Source organism: Nocardia sp. NPDC046473 (genome assembly GCF_040645995.1).
Lineage (GTDB): Bacteria > Actinomycetota > Actinomycetes > Mycobacteriales > Mycobacteriaceae > Nocardia.
The window spans coordinates 245670-264704 of the sequence record NZ_JBEYZJ010000011.1 but is presented as its reverse complement, the minus strand read 5'-3'; the positions used below and the strand labels follow the sequence as shown (position 1 = coordinate 264704).

15 protein-coding genes are annotated in these 19035 nt (G+C 66.6%); 7 read left to right on the top strand and 8 right to left on the bottom strand.

What is annotated here, in order from left to right; all coding sequences use genetic code 11:
* Positions 1-116: 116 nt before the first annotated feature.
* A complete protein-coding gene (locus ABZ942_RS36520; RefSeq protein WP_357390314.1) occupies positions 117-1700 on the top strand; it encodes a sugar ABC transporter ATP-binding protein in 1584 nt (527 codons plus the stop codon).
* 34 nt (positions 1701-1734) lie between these two features.
* Here ABZ942_RS36520 and ABZ942_RS36515 read toward each other — a convergent pair whose 3' ends face one another.
* The gene (locus tag ABZ942_RS36515; RefSeq protein ID WP_357390312.1) at positions 1735-2508 is read right to left on the bottom strand and encodes a zinc ribbon domain-containing protein; all 774 of its coding nucleotides are present in this window, start codon (positions 2506-2508) and stop codon (positions 1735-1737) included.
* A gap of 164 nt (positions 2509-2672) precedes the next feature.
* Here ABZ942_RS36515 and ABZ942_RS36510 point away from each other — a divergent pair, with 164 nt between their 5' ends.
* A complete protein-coding gene (locus ABZ942_RS36510; RefSeq protein ID WP_357390310.1) occupies positions 2673-3749 on the top strand; it encodes an ABC transporter permease in 1077 nt (358 codons plus the stop codon).
* Positions 3750-3827: 78 nt separating this feature from the next.
* Positions 3828-4808: a substrate-binding domain-containing protein gene (locus tag ABZ942_RS36505; RefSeq protein WP_357390308.1), complete on the top strand. Its 981-nt coding sequence runs from the start codon at positions 3828-3830 to the stop codon at positions 4806-4808.
* A gap of 3 nt (positions 4809-4811) precedes the next feature.
* Here ABZ942_RS36505 and hrpB read toward each other — a convergent pair whose 3' ends face one another.
* From hrpB to ABZ942_RS36490, 3 genes are all read right to left on the bottom strand, one after another.
* Positions 4812-7244 (bottom strand): ATP-dependent helicase HrpB, encoded by a 2433-nt coding sequence (gene hrpB, locus ABZ942_RS36500; RefSeq protein WP_357390306.1) that lies wholly within the window; start codon positions 7242-7244, stop codon positions 4812-4814.
* 82 nt (positions 7245-7326) lie between these two features.
* A complete protein-coding gene (locus ABZ942_RS36495; RefSeq protein ID WP_357390304.1) occupies positions 7327-8511 on the bottom strand; it encodes a 4-hydroxybenzoate 3-monooxygenase in 1185 nt (394 codons plus the stop codon).
* A gap of 123 nt (positions 8512-8634) precedes the next feature.
* Complete coding sequence (locus tag ABZ942_RS36490) at positions 8635-9408, bottom strand: helix-turn-helix transcriptional regulator (RefSeq protein WP_357390302.1); 774 nt, start codon at positions 9406-9408, stop codon at positions 8635-8637.
* A gap of 147 nt (positions 9409-9555) precedes the next feature.
* Here ABZ942_RS36490 and ABZ942_RS36485 point away from each other — a divergent pair, with 147 nt between their 5' ends.
* Positions 9556-10899 (top strand): family 1 glycosylhydrolase, encoded by a 1344-nt coding sequence (locus ABZ942_RS36485; RefSeq protein ID WP_357390300.1) that lies wholly within the window; start codon positions 9556-9558, stop codon positions 10897-10899.
* A gap of 6 nt (positions 10900-10905) precedes the next feature.
* Here ABZ942_RS36485 and ABZ942_RS36480 read toward each other — a convergent pair whose 3' ends face one another.
* The gene (locus tag ABZ942_RS36480) at positions 10906-11244 is read right to left on the bottom strand and encodes a hypothetical protein (protein ID WP_357390298.1); all 339 of its coding nucleotides are present in this window, start codon (positions 11242-11244) and stop codon (positions 10906-10908) included.
* 107 nt (positions 11245-11351) lie between these two features.
* Positions 11352-12125: a ferritin-like domain-containing protein gene (locus ABZ942_RS36475; RefSeq protein WP_357390297.1), complete on the bottom strand. Its 774-nt coding sequence runs from the start codon at positions 12123-12125 to the stop codon at positions 11352-11354.
* Between the two features lie 325 nt (positions 12126-12450).
* Between ABZ942_RS36475 and ABZ942_RS36470 the strand changes: the two genes are divergently transcribed.
* Positions 12451-13197, top strand: a complete 747-nt coding sequence (locus ABZ942_RS36470; RefSeq protein ID WP_357390295.1) for an alpha/beta fold hydrolase — start codon at positions 12451-12453, stop codon at positions 13195-13197.
* Here the strand turns inward: ABZ942_RS36470 and ABZ942_RS36465 are convergent, their stop codons facing one another.
* The gene (locus tag ABZ942_RS36465) at positions 13198-13770 is read right to left on the bottom strand and encodes a helix-turn-helix domain-containing protein (protein ID WP_357390293.1); all 573 of its coding nucleotides are present in this window, start codon (positions 13768-13770) and stop codon (positions 13198-13200) included. It abuts the gene before it with no gap.
* Positions 13771-13893: 123 nt separating this feature from the next.
* On the opposite strand from ABZ942_RS36465, the gene ABZ942_RS36460 reads away from it, so the two are divergent.
* The gene (locus tag ABZ942_RS36460) at positions 13894-14337 is read left to right on the top strand and encodes a Fur family transcriptional regulator (RefSeq protein ID WP_357390291.1); all 444 of its coding nucleotides are present in this window, start codon (positions 13894-13896) and stop codon (positions 14335-14337) included.
* Between the two features lie 37 nt (positions 14338-14374).
* Positions 14375-16609: a catalase/peroxidase HPI gene (katG, locus tag ABZ942_RS36455; protein WP_357390289.1), complete on the top strand. Its 2235-nt coding sequence runs from the start codon at positions 14375-14377 to the stop codon at positions 16607-16609.
* Between the two features lie 254 nt (positions 16610-16863).
* Here katG and ABZ942_RS36450 read toward each other — a convergent pair whose 3' ends face one another.
* Positions 16864-18804: a potassium transporter Kup gene (locus ABZ942_RS36450; RefSeq protein ID WP_357390287.1), complete on the bottom strand. Its 1941-nt coding sequence runs from the start codon at positions 18802-18804 to the stop codon at positions 16864-16866.
* Positions 18805-19035 lie beyond the last annotated feature (231 nt).

The following is a 19035-nucleotide window of genomic DNA, read 5'->3' as shown; positions in this document are numbered from 1 at the left end:
GTTCGATTTCTGAGACCGATGTCACACTGAGTGGAGCAGTCGCCGTTCGCGGCGGCACCCACCGGTCGACGAAGGGGAGGGGGTCAGGTGGCACGCATCGGACTACTCGCAATCCCATGACCAGCACTGACGCTCGCCCGCCGCTGCTCGCGATGACCGGCATCGTCAAGGAATTCCCCGGCGTGAAGGCGCTGCGCGGCGTGCGACTGACGCTGCGCGGCGGCGAGGTGGTCGCGCTGCTCGGCGAGAACGGCGCGGGCAAATCGACCTTGATGAACGTCCTCGCAGGCGTCTTCGCCCCGGACGCGGGCAGCATCGAAATCGACGGCACCCCGGTGCATTTACGCTCCCCCAAGGACGCCACCCGGCACGGCATCGCGATGATCCACCAGGAGCTCAACCTGGTGCCGGAGCTCTCGATCGCCGACAATATCTTCCTCGGCCAGGAACGACGCACCCGGCGCGGCACGCTGAACCGCACCGAAATGGACGCGCAGACCCGCCGCCTGCTGGCCAGGGTCGGCCTGGAGTTGACGCCGCGCAGGCTCGTTCGGCAGTGCCGCCTCGCCGAACAACAACTCATCGAGGTCGCCAAGGCGCTCAACCATGATCTGAAGGTGCTGGTGATGGACGAGCCGACGTCCGCGCTCACCGAATCGGAAGTGGCACGGCTGTTCACCGTCATCCGGAACCTGACCGGACACGGCGTCGGCGTCGTCTACATCTCGCACCGGCTCGAGGAGCTGGAGGAGATCGCCGACACTGTCACGGTATTGCGCGACGGCGCCTATGTCGGGCAGCGAACGATGAAGACCACGCACCGCGCCGAACTCATTCAGCTGATGGTCGGCCGCCCGCTCGGTGAGTTGTTCCCGCGCCGCGCCGAACAACACCAGGGCGGGCAGGTCTGCCTGACCGTGCGAAATCTGACGACCACGCCGACCGCCGGTAGCGACGCGGTGCCGTTGCACGACTTGTCGTTCGAGGTGGCCGAGGGCGAAATCGTCGGGCTGGCAGGCCTGATGGGGGCCGGCCGCAGCGAGGTACTCGAAGCCGTCTACGGCGCGGGCAGCGGTGTCAGCGCGACGATCGAACTCGCGGGCCGTCGCTACCGGCCGCGCAGTCCGCGCAGCGCCATCGCGCACGGCATCGCCCTCGTCGCCGAGGACCGCAAGGCGCAGAGCCTGATGCTCGCCAACAGCGTGCGCTTCAACGCCTCGCTGGCCGCGCTGAACCGCTACCTACGCCCGTGGGGCACGGTCGACGGCAAACGGGAGCGCGCCGCGGTCGCGGCGAAAGTGACTGAGCTGAAGGTGAAGACGCCGTCGCTCGCCACCACCGTCGCCACCCTGTCCGGCGGCAACCAGCAGAAGGTCGTGCTGGCCAAGTGCCTGCTCACCAAGCCGTCGGTGCTGCTGATGGACGAGCCGACCCGCGGCATCGACGTCGGTGCGAAGGCCGAGGTGCATGCCCTGATGGACCAGCTCGCACGGCAGGGCACGGCGATTCTCGCGGTGTCCTCCGAACTGCTCGAGCTGATCGGCATGTGCGACCGCATCCTGGTGCTCTGCGAGGGACGCCTCACCGGGGAGTTCCACCGGGATCCTGCCCGGGGCGCGCCGTTCGATCAGGAAGCGATTCTCGCGGCGGCGATGGCCAGGGCGCCCGCCATCCGCACCCGGCGAGAGGACCAGGCTTAACGCTTCTCCTGTCTGAAGACAAGAGATTCACAGCTCAGACCGCAACCGAACCACCCACCCGAAGGAGGTGACCCACTTGTCTCACATCCTCAACACTGCTGTGGCCGCGTTCTGCCACAACCAGAATCACCCTGGCCGCGTTCCAATCCCGATCCGCGATATAGCCGCAGGCAGAGCATCGGAAAGTCCTCTCGCACAGTTCCAGTCGCTTGGCTCTCCCCCGAAACGGCAGGTCGAACTCGGTGTCAGTGGTCGTGGCCGTCGTGCTCACACCCCAGTCGATACCGATACCACCCTCAGCTACCGGCACAGTTTCAACCTCACGCCGGACAACGAACGAGGCGTACCAATACCCCAAACTGTCCCGCGTGATACGGACAGACGTCGGGTCCGAGGGCAATTCCCGCGACCACACGACTGGGATACTCACTCCCTTTGGCAGTATCAGCCTGCCGTCGCGGATGCTGAACCCACGCACCGTGTACTCCAGCGACGGCAACGCCCTCTTACTCGACTTGAACCTCGGCCGACCACGGCCCTTCACCTTGAACGAATCATCGAGGGCCCGCGCATAAGTACGCAGCATCTGCTGCTGGGCGACCTGGGACCCCTCCCGCAACCACCCCGCCCGCCCACGCGCCTCGGTCAACAACTTTCCAAGTCTGCCCAAGCTCAGACGCGCACCCGACTTTTGTTGATGCACAGCCTCATTCCACAGAAACCGGCACCGGCCCCACTCCGCGACAAGCGCCCGCTCCGCCTGCACACCAGGACGCAGCCGGTAGTTATATCGCACCACCTCCTCCACACCCGACAACCTAACCGGCACCACCGACACAACCACGCGACCCACCCATTGAAAGGGGGATGGCGCTTCCTCTCCCTCGTGAACGAGGGATTGTCTGCGCCAAACACCCGATGACGGACCCACTCCCCTCCGATAACCAGCGCTCCCTTGGGTCCCGTGGGTGGTTGCGGCTTACCCGGCTGACGCCGTATCTCGGTGCGGCCCAGGGGTATATCGGTCTGCTGCTGGTGATTCTCATCGGGATCAGCACCAAGGGGCAGTACTTCTGGAACCAGACCAACATCACCAATGCCATCACCGCGTTCTCCTCGCGGGGCATTCTCGCGGTCGGGGTCACCCTGGTGATCATCACGGCGGGCATCGATCTGTCCGTGGGATCGATCCTCGGCATCGGCTCGATGACCGCGGCGATGCTGCTGGTCGACCACAATCTCGACCCGTGGCTGATCATTCCGGCCTGCGCGGTGGTCGGTGCGTTCTTCGGGCTGTGTAATGGGTTGGGCACCACCGTGTTACGGATCCAGTCCTTTGTCATGACCTTGGCGATGCTGTCGATAGTTCGCGGGATCGATCGGCAGATCTCCGGCAATGTCGCGGTCGGCACCGCGGTCTACGACGAGAACGGGCACCTCACTCCCACCTCGTCCGGGTTCGCGTTGCTCGGCACGCCAGGCCACACCCTGTTCAAAGGAACCTGGCTGCCGCTGTTCGGCACGTCCGGGATCCCCTATCCGGTGCTCGCTCTGGTCGGCGTCTGCATCATCGCTCAGCTCGTCCTCTCCAAAACCACGTTCGGCCGTCACATCTACGCGGTCGGCGGAAATCCCACTGCCGCACGACTTTCCGGTGTCAACGTGACGCTCGTCGTGATCGCGGTCTTCACGCTGTCCGGGATGCTGGCCGGTTTCGCCGGACCGATCGACGCCGCCTACCGCGCCTCGGGCGACCCGCTGGCCGGGGCCGGATACGAGCTGGACGCCATCGCCGCCGCGGTCATCGGCGGCGCCAGTCTGGCGGGCGGAAAGGGCACCATCACCGGTACTTTCGTCGGGGCGCTCATCCTCACCCTGCTCGACAACGTACTCGGCCTGAACGCGGTCAGCGACAACCTGCAGCTGATCATCAAGGGCCTGATCGTCGTGGTCGCCGTGGTGCTGCAGCGGCCCGGCTTCTTCCGCGGTCTCAGCGGACCGATCGCGCGGTGGCTACCCCGACGACCGGAGATCGTCGCCCGCGAGTAAGCGAACGGCACCCGATGCCGTTCCCGACCGAGGCCGGCGTGCCGGAGTCTTCCACCCAAATCCGTTCCAGGAGTACAAATGTCATCCACTCGTCGCTCGGTACTGATGGCGATCGCGCTGTGCACGACGGCCGTGGCCGCCACGGCCTGCGCGTCCAGTCCGCCGAGCCCCTCCGACGGCGGCCAGTTCGTCGTCGGATACTCGCAGTCGAACAATGCCGAGCCCTACCGCGCGCAACTCAACCTGCAGCTGCAGTACTTCGCCAAGCAGCATCCCGACCTCAAACTACTGCCCATCACCGATGCGCACCAGGACAGCGCGACGCAGGTGAGCCAGGTGCAGACCTTCATCCAGCAGAAGGTCAACGCGCTCATCGTCTCGCCCAACGAACCCGCCCCGCTCACCGCCGCCGTGCAGCAAGCGTGCGACGCGAAGATCCCGGTGATCATCCTGGATCGCACCGTCAGCACCGACTGCTACAGCGCGTTCATCGGCGGTGACAACTACGCCATCGGCAAGCTGGCCGGCGAGGCGGCCGTGCAGGCGCTGCCCAACGGCGGCAACGTCGTCGAACTTCGCGGCATCCTGTCCGATCAGCCACAGATCGACCGCGACAAGGGTTTCCGCGACGCCATCGCGGGCCACAACCTCACCATCATCGAGGAGCAGGAGGCCAAATGGCTCAAGGCCAACGCCACCACGGTCATGCAGCAGTGGCTGTCCAAGGGTGACAAGATCGATCTCGTCTACGCGCACAACGACGACATGGCGCTCGGCGCCCAGCTCGCCATCCAGGGCGCGGGCAAGGCCGGTGCCATCCAGATCATCGGCGTCGACGGTCTCGCCATCCCCACCGGCGGCATCCGCGCCGTCCAAAACGGCCAGCTGCTGACCACATTCGTGTATCCGACCGGCGCCGAGCAGGCGGTCGACACCCTGGTGAAGCTGCTGCACAACCAGTCGGTCGAGAAGAAGCAGGTGCTGTCGACGACACGCGTGACTCCGGAGAACGCCGCCCAGATCTACCAGGAGTACGACATGTCCGGCAAAGTGGGCTGAACCCTAACCGCGGCCTGCGTTGCGGGCGGTGCCGCGGTGGGCCGGGACAGTGGTGGGGTCTTCCGGCCAGGCATGTTTGGGGTAGCGGCCGCGTAGGTCCGCGCGGACCTGGGGCCAGCCGGTGCGCCAGAAGGAGGTCAGATCGGCGGTGACCGCGACCGGGCGTTGGGCGGGCGAGAGCAGGTGCAGCAAGATGGGGACACGGCCGTCGGCCAGACGTGGGGTGTCGGTCCAGCCGAAGACCTCCTGCACCTTGACCGCGAGCACCGGCGGGTCGGTCGAGTAGTCGAGGCGGGGGCGGCTGCCCGAAGGGACCAGCAAGCGTTCGGGCGCGAGTTCGTCCAGGCGGGTCGCCTCGGGCCAGGGCAGTAGGCGGCGCAGGGCCTGGCCGGCGTCGATGCGTTCCAGGTTCGCACGGTTGCGGGCGGTCGCCAGTTCGGGGCCGAGCCAGTTGTCGGCGACGGTGAGCAGTGACTCGTCATCGACTGCGGGCCATGGGGTTCCGAGGGTGCGGTGCAGGAATTCGAGACGATGACGGAAGGTGATCGCGTCGGCATCCCACCGCAGCACGCCGAGACCGGTCGCGCTCAGTCCGCGACGCAGTGCGGCGGCGAGCAATTGGCGATCGGGGTCGCGAATCCGTTTCTCCGACAACACGATCGCTCCCAGTCGCTCGACGCGACGAGCGACCACATCGCCGTCGATCCAATCGACCTCGTCGACGGTCCTCAGCAGGCTCGACGCGGCGCGGCGGGCCAGCTGTTCGTCGGCCACCGCGGCCAACCGGATCCACCCGTCCGAACGACCCGGATCGCGCGTTGCCACGCCGACCGCCAGCCACTCCGCATCGCCCAGGCCGGAGCCGGGCGGCAGCGTCACCGCGGTGCCGCCGACCATGAGGTAGCTCGACGATCCCGGGCCGCGCCGTCGCGCCAATCGTTCCGGATGAGCAAGTGCGACAACATAAGCCGGATCATCGACGCCATCCGATGCATCGACCAGGCGAGCCAGTCGCTCGACCTCGCGCCACCAGCGTGCCGGTCGCTCGCGTCGCAGCACCCGCAGACCGGCCGTGAGATCGACTCCGGCGATGAGGGTGTCGTCGTCGAGGACGGTCACCACCTCCGCGGCCGCCCGCGCACCGACCTCGGCCGCCCCGTCGAGCAATGCCCGTGCCAACCGAGGATGCAGCCCGATTCGGGCGATGCGCCGTCCACGATCGGTCACCGCGCCGTCCTCGTCGACGGCGCCCAACGCGCGCAACACATCCCGGCCGGCCGCCAGCCCGCCGGGCGGCGGCGGGTCCCACCAGGCCAGACCATGACCGTCGGCCGTGCCCCAGCACGCCAGCTCCAAAGCCAGCCGCGTCAGATCCGCCGTCCGAATCTCCGGCTCCGGATAGGCGGGCAGCGTGCCGTTCTCATGTTCCGGCCAGCAGCGCCACACCCGCCCCGGTGCTTCACGCCCGGCCCGTCCCGCCCGCTGCTCGGCCACCGCCGCCGAAACCCGAACTGTCGCAAGCCCGGCCAGACCGCGCCCGCGATCGATGCGCGGCACCCGAGCCAATCCCGAATCCACCACCGCACGCACGCCGGGCACCGTCAAACTGGATTCCGCCACCGCCGTTGACAACACCACTCGCCGCCGCGGCCCAGGCTGCAACGCCGTGTCCTGCCCGGCGGCGGAAAGCCTGCCGTGCAACGGCACCACATCCACGTCGTCCAGGTCGGCCAGCAGTGTTGTCGTTCGGCGAATTTCGGCCGCACCGGGCAGGAAGACAAGCACGTCACCGTCGGTTCCGGCAAGCGCGGCCCGGGTAGCGCGCGCCACCTGTCCCTCGACCCGCTCCCGCGGCAACGACGGAACATACGTCATCTCCACCGGATACGTCCGCCCCTCGACCTGCAGCACCGGCGCTGCACCCAATAGCACCGAAAGCCGTTCAGCCGCAACAGTTGCCGACATGGCGAGCACCCGCAGATCCGGCCGCAACCCGGCCCGCGCATCGAGCAGCAACGCCAGCAACAGATCCGCATCGAGATGCCGCTCATGACACTCGTCGAGCACCACCACCTCCACCCCCGCCAACTCCGGATCGCCCTGCAACCGTCGCACCAGCAACCCCGACGTCACGACCTCGATCCGCGTCCCCTTCCCAACCCGCCGATCCCCACGCACCGAATACCCGACGGTCTCCCCCACCGACTCCCCCAGCAGCGAAGCCATCCGCCCCGCCGCCGCACGCGCCGCCAACCGCCGCGGCTCGGCCACCACCACCCGCCCCGCAGTCCCCGCCGCCAACGCCAACGGCACCAACGTCGTCTTCCCGGTCCCCGGCGGCGCGACCAGCACCGCGGTCTCGCGCTCCGCCAACGTCTCGACAATCCGATCGAGCGCACCACGAACCGGCAGATCAGGCAGCTCGGGCAGTTTCATGCAAACGCCATCGAATGTCACCACAGCGCGAATCATACGAACAACACGAGTCCCGCCCCGACGACGACTCCGTGCATCAACCCTAATTCAGGCCGGTGATGAACTCGCTGAACAGGCGGTTTGCCGCGCCGGACTCGAACAGGCGCTCGAGGTCGGCTCTGGCGGTCTGGCGGCGGAACTCGCCTTGGTATGAAGTGTCTCCGGCGTTGTGGACCAATTCGGTCCACCAGGCCGCGAAGGCTTGGTAGTTCCACACGTGACGGAGGCAGGTCGACGAGTAGCTGTCGAGTAGGGACGTGTCGTGATCGTTGGTCTGGTAATGGATTACGGCGTTCGCGAAAACCTCGGCGTCGTGCAATGCCAGGTGCATTCCCTTTGCGCTCATCGGCGGCACAATGTGGGCGGCGTCGCCGAGCAGGTATAGGCGGCCGTAACGCATCGGGCTGTACACCACGCTCCGGAGCGGTACCAGTTGAGTGTTGGCGATCCGTCCCCGATTCTCGACGGGTTCGCCGAAGCGGGTCTCGAGTTCGGCCCAGATGCGCTCGTCTGTCCATTCCGAGATGGCCGTGTCAAGTGGGCACTGCAAATAGAATCGACTCGCGTGCGGACCGCGCGCGAACTGTCCCGCGAATCCGCGCGAGTGTAGCGCCATCATGGACTGGTGATTGGCGGGAACCTCGGCCAGGATCGTCAGCCACGCGTATCCGTATTCGTGGGCGTACCGCGTCAGCGACTCGACGGGGATGGCGGCCCTGCTCACACCGCGGTCACCGTCACAACCAGCGATGAACTCGCAGCTCACCTCCTTCGTCGAGCCGTCGCTGTCGCGATAGCGCACGAGTGGATGTTCATCGTCGACAATGTTTTCCAACGAAACCTCGGCATCGAAACGAAGATCTCCGCCGTCGCTGATGAATACGTCGATGAGGTTCCGAACGAGCATCTGCTGCGGGCAGAAACGCCCGTCGGCCTGATCGTCTGATCCGAATGCGAGCGGACGTGTCTCGCCGTCGATCCGGAAGTTCAGCGCCGGTGCGACGGGATCACCGCCGATGACTCTGTCTTCGATTCCCCATGCGCGGAACATGCGCACCGCTCGGCTGTCGACGACGCCGGCTCGCTGTCGTTGCTCGACATATTCGCGGCCCCGTCGTTCCAAAATTACGCAATCAATCCCACTGCGCAGCAGGAAATTACCGAGGGTGAGTCCGGAAACTCCCGCGCCGATGATTGCTACGGTGGTGCTCTCGTCCGCTTCGGACATTACTGGGACACTCCCTGAAAGATGGCGGCAATTCCCGTAGATCGGGAATACCACTACCGTATGCACGCCTACAAAGGCTTACCACCGGTATCCAGCCGCCGGATACTGGAAACCAGCCAAGCACTAGCGCGCAGCGCGCCGGAGGTCGTTCTGGTAGCGGCCGGGAGTCTGCCCGACGATGGCGGTGAAGGCTTCGATGAAGCTGGTCGGATTGGACCAGCCGCAGGCCAGCGCGGTGCTGGTCACCGGCCGGCCGTCGAGCAGATGCACCAGCGCGTGCTGCACGCGCAGCAGGGTCCGCCACTGATGAAAGCTCATCCCGAGCTCGGTCTGGAACAGTCGACTGAGCGTGCGCTCGCTCGCGCCGACCGCACGCCCCAACTCGGCCAGCGTCGCCGACGTCGCCGGGTCGGCATGCAAGAGGGCCGTGGCGGCACGCAGCCGATCATCGCGCGGCTCGGGCAGATAGACGAACTGCTCGGGGATATCGGCCAACTCGTCGAGCACCACCCGGCACAGTCGCTCCCTGGCACCGGGCTGGAACGGCCGATCGGTGGTGAGCGCTACCAGCACTTCCCGCAGCAACGGCGTCACCGCGAAGACGGTCGGCCGGCTCGGCAGTCCACCGCAGAGTTCGCGCGGCACCTCGAGCACGTGCACGTCGGTTTCCCCGTACGCACGGTGACTGTGCTCGAATCCGGGCGGTGTCCAGGTGAGCCGATCCGCAGGCGCCACCCACGTGCCGAGTTCGGTGGTGGTCGCCAGCACGCCGGTGGACGGATACAGGAACTGTCCGTGCCGATGGCGATGCACGGCGATATGCGTCCCGTGGTCCAACCGGCCGTGCTTGGTCGTGTCGAAATCGAACTCAGGTGGGGTCTGGCGAGTTTCCGGCATCTCCATCCAAAGTACCAGAACCTCCGATACGCGAAACTGTCTGCGGCCTGCCGCATTTGCCCGCCACGGGGCGGCGACTCGCGGAGACGAACACCGACTATGGTGCGATCCACCTGTCCGTGGCGCGCATCCAGTTACCCTGAGGTGATGCGATTCCGGTTCCGTAGGTATGCCTTGGCCGTACTCGCCGCCGCTGCGTCGACGATGATGTTGTGCACGAACGCATCTGCGGCCCCGCCGATCCAGCCGGCCGCTGCGCCGCTGGACGGCGGCTTTCTCTGGGGCGTCGCGTCCTCCGGCTTCCAATCCGAAGGCCATGCGCCCGACAGCAATTGGACGCGCTACATCCCCGCGCACCCCGACTACGACGCGGTGCAGGACTCGGTCGATTTCTATGACCGCTACGCCTCGGATATCGACTCGGCGGCCGGGCTCGGCGTGCGGGTGTTCCGGATCGGGATCGAATGGGCCCGAGTCGAGCCCGCGCCAGGCGTGTGGGACGAGAACGCCTTCCGTTTCTACGATGCCGTCATAGCGAAGATCGAACAGGCCGGGATGCGGCCGATGATCACCCTCGACCACTGGGTGTATCCGGGCTGGGCGGCCGACCGCGGTGGCTGGCGCAATCCGGGCATGGTCGGCGACTGGCTGGACAACATGCGCAGGGTGGTCGATCGCTACGCCTCCCGTAACCCGCTGTGGGTCACGGTGAACGAGCCCGCCGCCTACATCTCACAGGAAGTCCGGCTGAACGCCACCAATCCAGGCGACATGCTGGACCGGATCGCACAGGCGCACAACGGCATCTACGACTACATCCACCAGGTCGAGCCCGGCGCACAGGTGACCAGCAACGTCGGCTACGTCGCAGGCTCGGAAGACCAGGTCAACGGGCCATATCTCGATCGCATCGGGGGCAGGCTCGACTATGTCGGCATCGACTACTACTTCGCCTTCGACCCCGCGCAATCGCTGCTCAGCTCCATCACCCGAGCCCTCGGCTCGGCCGCGCCGAACCTGCCCGGCATGAACATCTGGGATCTGCCGTTGCGCACCGAGGGCATCTACTATGCGCTGCAACACTATTCGCGCCGCTTCCCCGGCAAGCCGCTCTACATCGTCGAGAACGGCATGCCCACCGACAACGGCCGCCCCCGCGCCGACGGCTACGCCCGCAGCGATCACCTGCGCGACACCGTCTACTGGATCCAGCGCGCCAAGGCCGACGGCATGAACGTCATCGGCTACAACTACTGGAGCCTCACCGACAACTACGAATGGGGCAGCTACACACCACGATTCGGCCTCTACACGGTCGACGTACGCACCGACCCCGGTCTCGGCCGCCGCCCCACCGACGCCGTCGGCGCCTACACTCAGCTCATCAACGACGGTGGCGTCCCCGGCGACTACCACCCCACCCGCGCCCCGGCTCTCTGCATCCAGGTCGACCCGCCGGCCAGCTGCCTGACCCCGGCCGGGGCCCCGTAGCGACGCCTACTCCGTGCGTCGTCGCCGATCGCGAACGGTCACCGAGATCACCGAGCGGGCGAGCGCACGCAGGTCATCCGGGATGAGCAGTGGTTCGACCGCGCCCTCGAAGCCTTCCAGGATGGCGCCGTCGGGCCAGCTCACCTCGTAGCGGTACCAGCAGCGGACCTCGCTGGGGTGGTAGGGCAACTCGAGCTCCAGGCGGACGGCCATCTCGACCAATGCGGCCGCTACCTGCGCGGCGCCACCGGTGTTGGTCACCTGCCACCACAGTGGGCTGCCCCGGTCGTCTTCGGAGATTTCGACCAGGTACATCAGCTTGCCCCTGTCGCTGAATTCGGTCACATCTGACACCCTGCCAGAACAGGCGGGCGTGGCAAACCAAAACCGGTGCGCGGCGGCGTATCTCGCTGCGTGTATGGGCCGGATCAGCGTGTCGCATTCATCCGTTATCAGTGCTTCGAGAAACCGAGCGCCACGCGCAACGGAACCGGCCCACTGTCCGGGATCACCCGAATGTCCGTCGAAACAGCAGTCGGCACAATGCCTTTGAACAAAGCGATCACATCGAGGACGAACCCGGCCCGGCTGACACCCAGCTGCCGCAGCGCGGGCCCGTGGTCCGCTGCGACCACCATCGTGGCGCCGATCAGCACGATCCACCACAGCAAGACCGGAATCAGCCGGGCCGGCCCGGAGGTGTTCGCGAACGCGACCCGCAGCCGCTGACAGTGGAACGGCGCGTGCCGCAATTCGTCGTTCAGGATCAACCCGGCGACCTGGGCGGTCAACGCATCGTCGGTGCCGTCGCGCAGCGCACGGTAATACCGCAGCGCAACCACCTCGGCGACCATCAGCACCATCAATTCCAGCCGCAGCCCCAGTAGACGCCGGAGCCAGACGAACACCGTGTCACTCCAGTGCGCGCGAATCGTCGAAGACCCGCCCGCCCCGAGCAGCAACCCCAGCATCCGCGCGTGATTGATTTCCTCGGCGACGAACAGCCGCACGGCAGCGGTGTATTTCGGATCTCCTGCGGCTTCGGCCTTCGCGATCAGATTCGCCCCGTCCCCACTCTCGCCGACCTGGAACCGTTGCACGCTCCGGGCCACCGCCGGATCGAGCTGCGCACCCCGGCCCCAATCCGGATCCCCCGCCGCCGCCCGCGCGACCCGCTTCGCCTCGAATTCGGTTGCCCATCGAGAAAACTCGTCCACACCCTGCATACCGGCCTCCATGCTCGTCGGCTCGCCCGACGGCGAGCTCGGAGGCAAACCTAGACAACGCTTGTGCAGGTCCCTGGCGTCAAACGTGGAGATTCTGTGCAGAACCGCCTGGCACAGGCCCAAGCCGGTGGTAAACCGACCAGCTCACCCGCGGCGGCCCTGCGCGGCGGAATGGCTGCCCGAGTCTCGGCCAACCCGCTCGCCCGCGATTAGGGCACCACTCGGAACCTCCACTCCGCCACGGCGATTCGTGTCGCACCGTGCGCGCCGGCGGACTCCCGGCAATACTGGCTTGGATCGAGGAAACGCAGTGAGGGAGTGACGAATGAGCACGGCGAAGACCGGTGCCTGGGTTCGACGATTCCATCCGGCACCCGACGCCGCGACCCGCCTGATCTGCTTTCCACACGCCGGCGGCTCGGCCACCTACTACTTTCCGGTCTCCCGCGCGCTGTCACCGGAGATCGACGTACTCGCGATCCAGTACCCGGGACGGATGGATCGGCGCAACGAGCCGTGCGTCGAGGACATCCACGAACTGGCCGACCTGGTGGTCGAGCAACTCACCCCGTGGCTGGACCGGCCGTTCACCTTGTTCGGCCACAGCCTGGGCGCCACGCTGGGATTCGAGGTGGCCCAACGACTATCGGCCACCGGAGAGCATCCGCTGGCCCTGTTCGCGTCCGGCCGCATGGCACCGTCCCGGCATCGCGACACCGACTTCCACCGCTTCGACGACCACGCGCTCATCGAGCAGATCGGGCAATTGAGCGGCACCGATGCCAAGGTCCTCGACGACGCGGAAATGCTGCGCCTGATCCTGCCGACGATTCGGGGGGACTACAAAGCGGTCGAGACCTACCGTATGCGCCCCGGACCGCCGCTGACCTGCCCGATCACCGTACTGACCGGTGACGACGATCCCGAGGTGACCCTCGACGAAGCACAGGCCTGGGCCGAGCACACCAGCGGCCGGTTCGAGATGACGGTGTTCAACGGCGGGCACTTCTTCCTCACTGATCATGTCGAGGCGGTGCTGACCCAGATCAGCGCACAGGTCGCGGCCGCGTAATCACATGTCGCACAAGGCTTCCACCGCGAGCGCGAGCTGCTCGCCGTTTACCGTCGCGGCGGCAGGCGCGATCAGTTGCGTCATCGCGAACCCTTGAAAAAGATTGAAGTACAACGTGACGACAGCGCGCGCCCGCTCCGCCGACACCTCGGGATGCGTCTCGCGCAAGACATCCGTGAGATCGCTCAACGCGGTCTCGGTGGCCTGGGCCATGAACTCCTGCGACTCCGACGACCGGGCGATGAGCAGGCCGTTCTCCACGCTCAACAGCAGCGCGTCGTGGTTGGTGCGGATCACCTCGAGCAGCCCGGTCCAGGTGGGCCCCACCGACTCCCGCAACGATCGACCCGCACCCCCGGCCCGGATCGCCGCCGCCATACCGTCACCGACCGCACCGCCGAGCCCCTCGGCGATCGCCTCGGTGATCAGCCGATCCTTCGACCCGAAGTGGTAGCCGATGGCGGCCAGGCTGACCCCGGCGGCACCCGCGATATCGCGCGCGGTGGTTTTGGCGAGGCCGCGTTCGAGCACGGCCTTGCGCGCCCCGGCCAACAGGTCTTCGCGATTTCCCATCAGGCGAGAGTATCAACGTCTTAGACATTTGTCCCATGGGGGGCTACTTGGGAAAACCCGCATCTCGGCTCGAATTTTCGGAAACCGCCACGGCCAAGACTTGAATGAGTAATACTTCGGAACGTGTCCAACTCAGCCGAATTCGAGCGGATGCTGCGCGGCGCGGCTCTGCGGGTGACGGCACCGCGACTAGCGGTGCTCACCGCTGTGCACGCCCACCCCCACTCCGATACGGACACCATCCTCGGCCACGTGCGCCAGACCCTCGGCGCGGTTTCGCATCAGGCGGTATACGACGTGCTGCGCGCACTGACCGCCGCGAAACTGCTCCGACGCATCCAGCCGATGGGCACCGTGGCGCGCTATGAAACGCGCGTCGGCGACAACCACCACCACCTGGTCTGCCGGTCGTGCGGCGTCATCGTCGACGTCGAGTGCGCCGTCGGCGAGGCCCCGTGCCTGACCGCGGCGGACGACAACGGTTTCGTCCTCGACGAGGCCGAGGTCATCTACTGGGGCCTATGCCCGGCCTGCGCGGCGCTACCGGCGTCGCTACCCAACCCGTGATCACAGCCCGATTTACGCACTCTCGAAAGGAATTACCGTGCCCGAGGAACACCCGCCCATCGGAGAGGCCAACACGGAGCCCGCTGAAAGTGGTTGCCCCGTAACGTCTGCCCGCCTCAAGTACCCGACCGAGGGCGGCAGCAACCGTGACTGGTGGCCGAACCAGCTCAACCTGAAGATCCTGCAGAAGAACCCCGCCGTCGCCAACCCGATGGACGCGGACTACAACTATGCCGCGGAATTCAAGACCCTCGATCTGGCCGCGGTGAAGCAGGACATCGAGGCCGTGATGACGACCTCGCAGGACTGGTGGCCCGCCGACTACGGCCACTACGGTCCGTTCTTCATCCGGATGGCCTGGCACGCCGCAGGCACCTACCGCATCAACGACGGCCGCGGCGGAGCCGGTGCGGGCATGCAGCGGTTCGCGCCGCTGAACAGCTGGCCCGACAACGCGAGCCTGGACAAGGCCCGCCGCCTGCTCTGGCCGGTGAAGAAGAAGTACGGCAAGAAGCTGTCCTGGGCCGACCTGATCGTCTACACGGGCAACGTCGCGCTCGAGTCGATGGGCTTCGAGACCTTCGGCTTCGGCGGCGGCCGCGTCGACCAGTGGGAGCCCGAGGAGGACGTCTACTGGGGTCCCGAGCACACCTGGCTCGGCGGCGACGAGCGCTACACCGGCAAGCGCGACCTCGAAAACCCGCTCGCCGCAGTGCAAATGGGTCTGATCTACGTGAATCCGGAAGGGCCCAACGGCAATCCGGATCCGCTGCTCGCGGCCACCGACATCCGCGAGACGTTCCGCCGGATGGCGATGAACGACATCGAGACCGCCGCGCTGATCGTGGGTGGCCACACCTTCGGCAAGACGCACGGCGCGGGCCCGGCCGATCACGTCGGCCCCGAGCCCGAGGCCGCCCCGCTGGAGGAGCAGGGCCTCGGCTGGCGCAGCACCTTCAACACCGGCGTCGGCAAGGACGCGATCACCAGCGGCCTGGAGGGCGCCTGGACGCCGACCCCGCGGACCTGGGACAACAGCTTCGTCGAAACCCTCTACGGCTACGAGTGGGAGAAGACCAAGAGCCCCGCCGGTGCGTGGCAATGGATTCCGAAGGACGGCGGCGGCGCGGGCACCGTGCCGGACGCGCACGACTCCTCGAAGTCGCACACCCCGGTCATGCTCACCACAGACCTCTCGCTGCGCGTGGATCCGATCTACGAGCAGATCACCCGTCGCTGGCTCGACCACCCCGAGGAGCTCGCGGAAGAGTTCGCCAAGGCCTGGTACAAGCTGACCCACCGCGACATGGGTCCGATCGTCCGCTACCTCGGCCCGCTGGTCCCGCAGGAGACGCTGCTCTGGCAGGACCCGGTTCCCGCGGTGACGCACGACCTCATCGGGGCGGCCGACATCGCCACCCTCAAGAGCCAGATCCTCGCGTCGGGTCTGACTGTGCCGCAACTCGTCTCGACCGCGTGGGCCGCTGCGTCCTCGTTCCGCGGCAGTGACAAGCGCGGCGGCGCCAACGGTGGTCGCCTCCGGCTGCAGCCGCAGCGCGGCTGGGAAGTCAACGAGCCCGATCAGCTCACGCTGGTGGTGCCCGTACTGGAAGGCATCCAGGAGGCGTTCAACTCGGCACAGACCGGAAACACCCGGGTGTCGTTCGCCGATCTCGTGGTGCTGGGCGGTGTTGCGGCGGTCGAGCAGGCCGCCAAGGCCGCCGGTTTCGACATCGAGGTGCCGTTCGCCCCGGGCCGTACCGATGCCACGCAGGAACAGACCGACGTGGAGTCCTTCGCCGCGATGGAGCCGAGTGCCGACGGCTTCCGCAACTACCTCGGCAAGGGCAACCAGCTGCCGGCCGAATACCTGCTGATCGACAAGGCGAACCTGCTCACGCTGAGCGCGCCCGAGCTGACCGTCCTGGTCGGCGGCCTGCGCGTGCTCGGCGCGAACTACCACGAGTCGTCGCTCGGCGTCTTCACCGCCACCCCGGGGTCGTTGACCAACGACTTCTTCGTGAACCTGCTCGACATGGGCACGAAGTGGGAGCCGACCTCGGCCGACGAGGGCACCTACGAGGGCAAGGATCGCGGCACCGGCGCGACCACCTGGACCGGCAGCCGCGTCGACCTGGTCTTCGGGTCCAACTCGCAGCTGCGCGCGCTCGCGGAGGTCTATGCCACCGATGACGCGAAGGAGAAGTTCGTGCAGGACTTCGTCGCCGCGTGGGACAAGGTGATGAACCTCGACCGGTTCGACCTGGCCTGATCGGTCAACTCGCACGGCACCCCGCGAACCGAGCCAGTTCGCGGGGTGCCGTGCTGTTTACGCACCGTATGCGGTGAAACCGGCCCGCGGGAATCGATAACCGGTGGCGCGGAAGCGATTACGGTGCGGGCGCCGGCCGACAGGAACGCGGTGTCCGCCGAACGACCTACAGGCGACGGCGCGGCGACCGAGGTACGCACCGGTCCCGGCCGGTCCGTACTCGGTATCACGCTGACCGACAACAGATTTGCGCGTTACACCTCGACCCGCTCACCCATGATCACGGTCCGCTCCCCCGGCAACCCGAAGTACTCGGCGGCGTCGGCGGTGATGTAGGACGTGGCGATGAACAACCGCTTGCGCCACGCCGCCATCGTCGGCTCGGGTCCGCGCTTCAACTCGATCTTCGACAGGAAGTAGGACGCGTCGTCGACCGAGATCCGCCCTTCGGTCTGCGCCGGGTCGAGCAGGCGCAGGATGGCGGGGATGTTCGGCGTCTCCATGTAGCCGAAATGGGCTGTCACATGGATGATTCCGTCATTGGCGTAGCCGAGCGCGTCGATCTCGGTGCGCTGCCCGTCGGGTACCCGGGGCACCGGCAGCGTGTCGATCGCCAGGATCACCACGTGCTCGTGCAGCACGTGATTGTGCTCGACGTTGGCCCGCATCGCCAGCGGCGTGGTCGCTTTGCCGCGGTTGAGGAAGACCGCGGTGCCGGGAACCCGCACCAAAGGCGGCTTGCCGTCCTGCAATTCGTCGACGAACTCGCGCAGCGGGCCCTCCTTCGCTTCCCGTGCGTGGGTGACGACGTCGCGACCGCGTGCCCAGGTGCTCATCACCGTGAACGCCGTGAGCCCGATCAGCAGCGGCAACCAGGCGCCGTGCACGAGCTTGGTCATGTTCGCCGCCAGGAACATCGCATCGACCGCGAGCAACGGGATCGCACCGAGCAGGACCAGCCACAGCGGCGTATTCCACTTGATCCGGGCGAGATAGAAGAACACCAGCGTTGTGATGGAGATCGTCGCGGTCACCGCCATACCGAAGGCGTAGGCCAGCGCCGCGGAACTGCGGAAGGAGAACACCAGCGTCAGCACCGAGAACATCAGCACCCAATTGATCCACGGCACGTAGATCTGGCCGATGGTCGATTCCGAGGTGTGCGCGATCCGCAGTCGCGGCAGATAGCCGAGCTGCGCGGCCTGCGAGGCCACCGAGTAGGCGCCGGTAATCACGGCCTGCGAGGCGATCACCGTGGCGGCGGTCGCCAGCAACACCAGCGGCAACCGCGCCCAGCCGGGAGCGAGCAGAAAGAACGGACTGCCGACATTGCTTTCATCGCCCAGAATCAGCGCACCCTGCCCGAGATAGCTCAGCACACACGCGGGCAACACCAACCCGAGCCAGCCGCGGGTGATCGCTTTCCTACCGAAGTGCCCCATGTCGGCGTACAGCGCCTCCGCGCCGGTAATGGCGAGCACGATCGCGGCCAATGCGAAGAAGGCAATGCCGAAGTGCCCGAACATGAAACTCACCGCATAGGTCGGCGACAGCGCCTTCAGAATTTCCGGATGCCGCGCGATGCCGGAAATACCGAGGACGCCGATCGACCCGAACCAGAGGATCATCACCGGGCCGAACAGCCGGCCGACCGCCGCGGTGCCGCGCCGCTGCACCATGAACAGCACGATGATGATCACCGCGGTGATCGGCACGATCAGGTTTTCCAGCCCGGGCTGAACGATCTTCAGACCCTCTACCGCGGACAACACCGAAATCGCCGGAGTGATCATGCTGTCGCCGAAAAACAGGGCGGCACCGAAGATCCCGACCCCGGCCAGCAACGTGGCGGCCCGGCCACCGCGCCCGCCACCCAGCCGCCGCAGCAGCGTGATGAGCGCCATGATGCCGCCCTCACCGTCGTTGTTCACCCGCATCACCAGCGAGATGTAGGTGAAGGTGACGATGATCATCACCGACCAGAAGATCAGCGACACAACCCCGTACACGTTGTCCGTGCCGATCGGCACCGGGTGCGGATCGCCGGGGTTGAACACCGTCTGGATCGTGTAGATCGGGCTGGTACCGATATCACCGAACACCACACCGAGCGCCCCGACCACGACGGCCGTCCGCACCGGTCGATCCGCACCCGTTGCGGTATGTACCGGTGTCACGTCGACCCCTGTATCCATGACGTCTCCTCCTGCGCGGCCCGCATCGAGCACGGGCGTGGTTTGCCGCCACGTCACTGTAACCACGCCGCGCCGCGATAGAGCGGTACGCCCGCACCGAAACGGCACTTCGTCGGGTCGACGCGCGCGTATCTCTCGAATAGCCGCTCAGCAGGTCGTTTTCAGGTAGCGGCGACGGCGAACTTCAACGAATGAAGTCGAAGTACCATCCCCGGCTTCTTCCGCCGTAGC

Coding starts and splice junctions, on each gene's coding strand:
- ABZ942_RS36495 (WP_357390304.1), bottom strand. CDS start 8,511: ATGTCCGAAGCGGACGAGAGCACCACCGTAGCAATCATCGGCGCGGGA.
- ABZ942_RS36505 (WP_357390308.1), top strand. CDS start 3,828: ATGTCATCCACTCGTCGCTCGGTACTGATGGCGATCGCGCTGTGCACG.
- ABZ942_RS36520 (WP_357390314.1), top strand. CDS start 117: ATGACCAGCACTGACGCTCGCCCGCCGCTGCTCGCGATGACCGGCATC.
- ABZ942_RS36465 (WP_357390293.1), bottom strand. CDS start 13,770: ATGGGAAATCGCGAAGACCTGTTGGCCGGGGCGCGCAAGGCCGTGCTC.
- hrpB (WP_357390306.1), bottom strand. CDS start 7,244: ATGAAACTGCCCGAGCTGCCTGATCTGCCGGTTCGTGGTGCGCTCGAT.
- ABZ942_RS36475 (WP_357390297.1), bottom strand. CDS start 12,125: ATGCAGGGTGTGGACGAGTTTTCTCGATGGGCAACCGAATTCGAGGCG.
- ABZ942_RS36450 (WP_357390287.1), bottom strand. CDS start 18,804: ATGGATACAGGGGTCGACGTGACACCGGTACATACCGCAACGGGTGCG.
- ABZ942_RS36470 (WP_357390295.1), top strand. CDS start 12,451: ATGAGCACGGCGAAGACCGGTGCCTGGGTTCGACGATTCCATCCGGCA.
- ABZ942_RS36485 (WP_357390300.1), top strand. CDS start 9,556: ATGCGATTCCGGTTCCGTAGGTATGCCTTGGCCGTACTCGCCGCCGCT.
- ABZ942_RS36490 (WP_357390302.1), bottom strand. CDS start 9,408: ATGCCGGAAACTCGCCAGACCCCACCTGAGTTCGATTTCGACACGACC.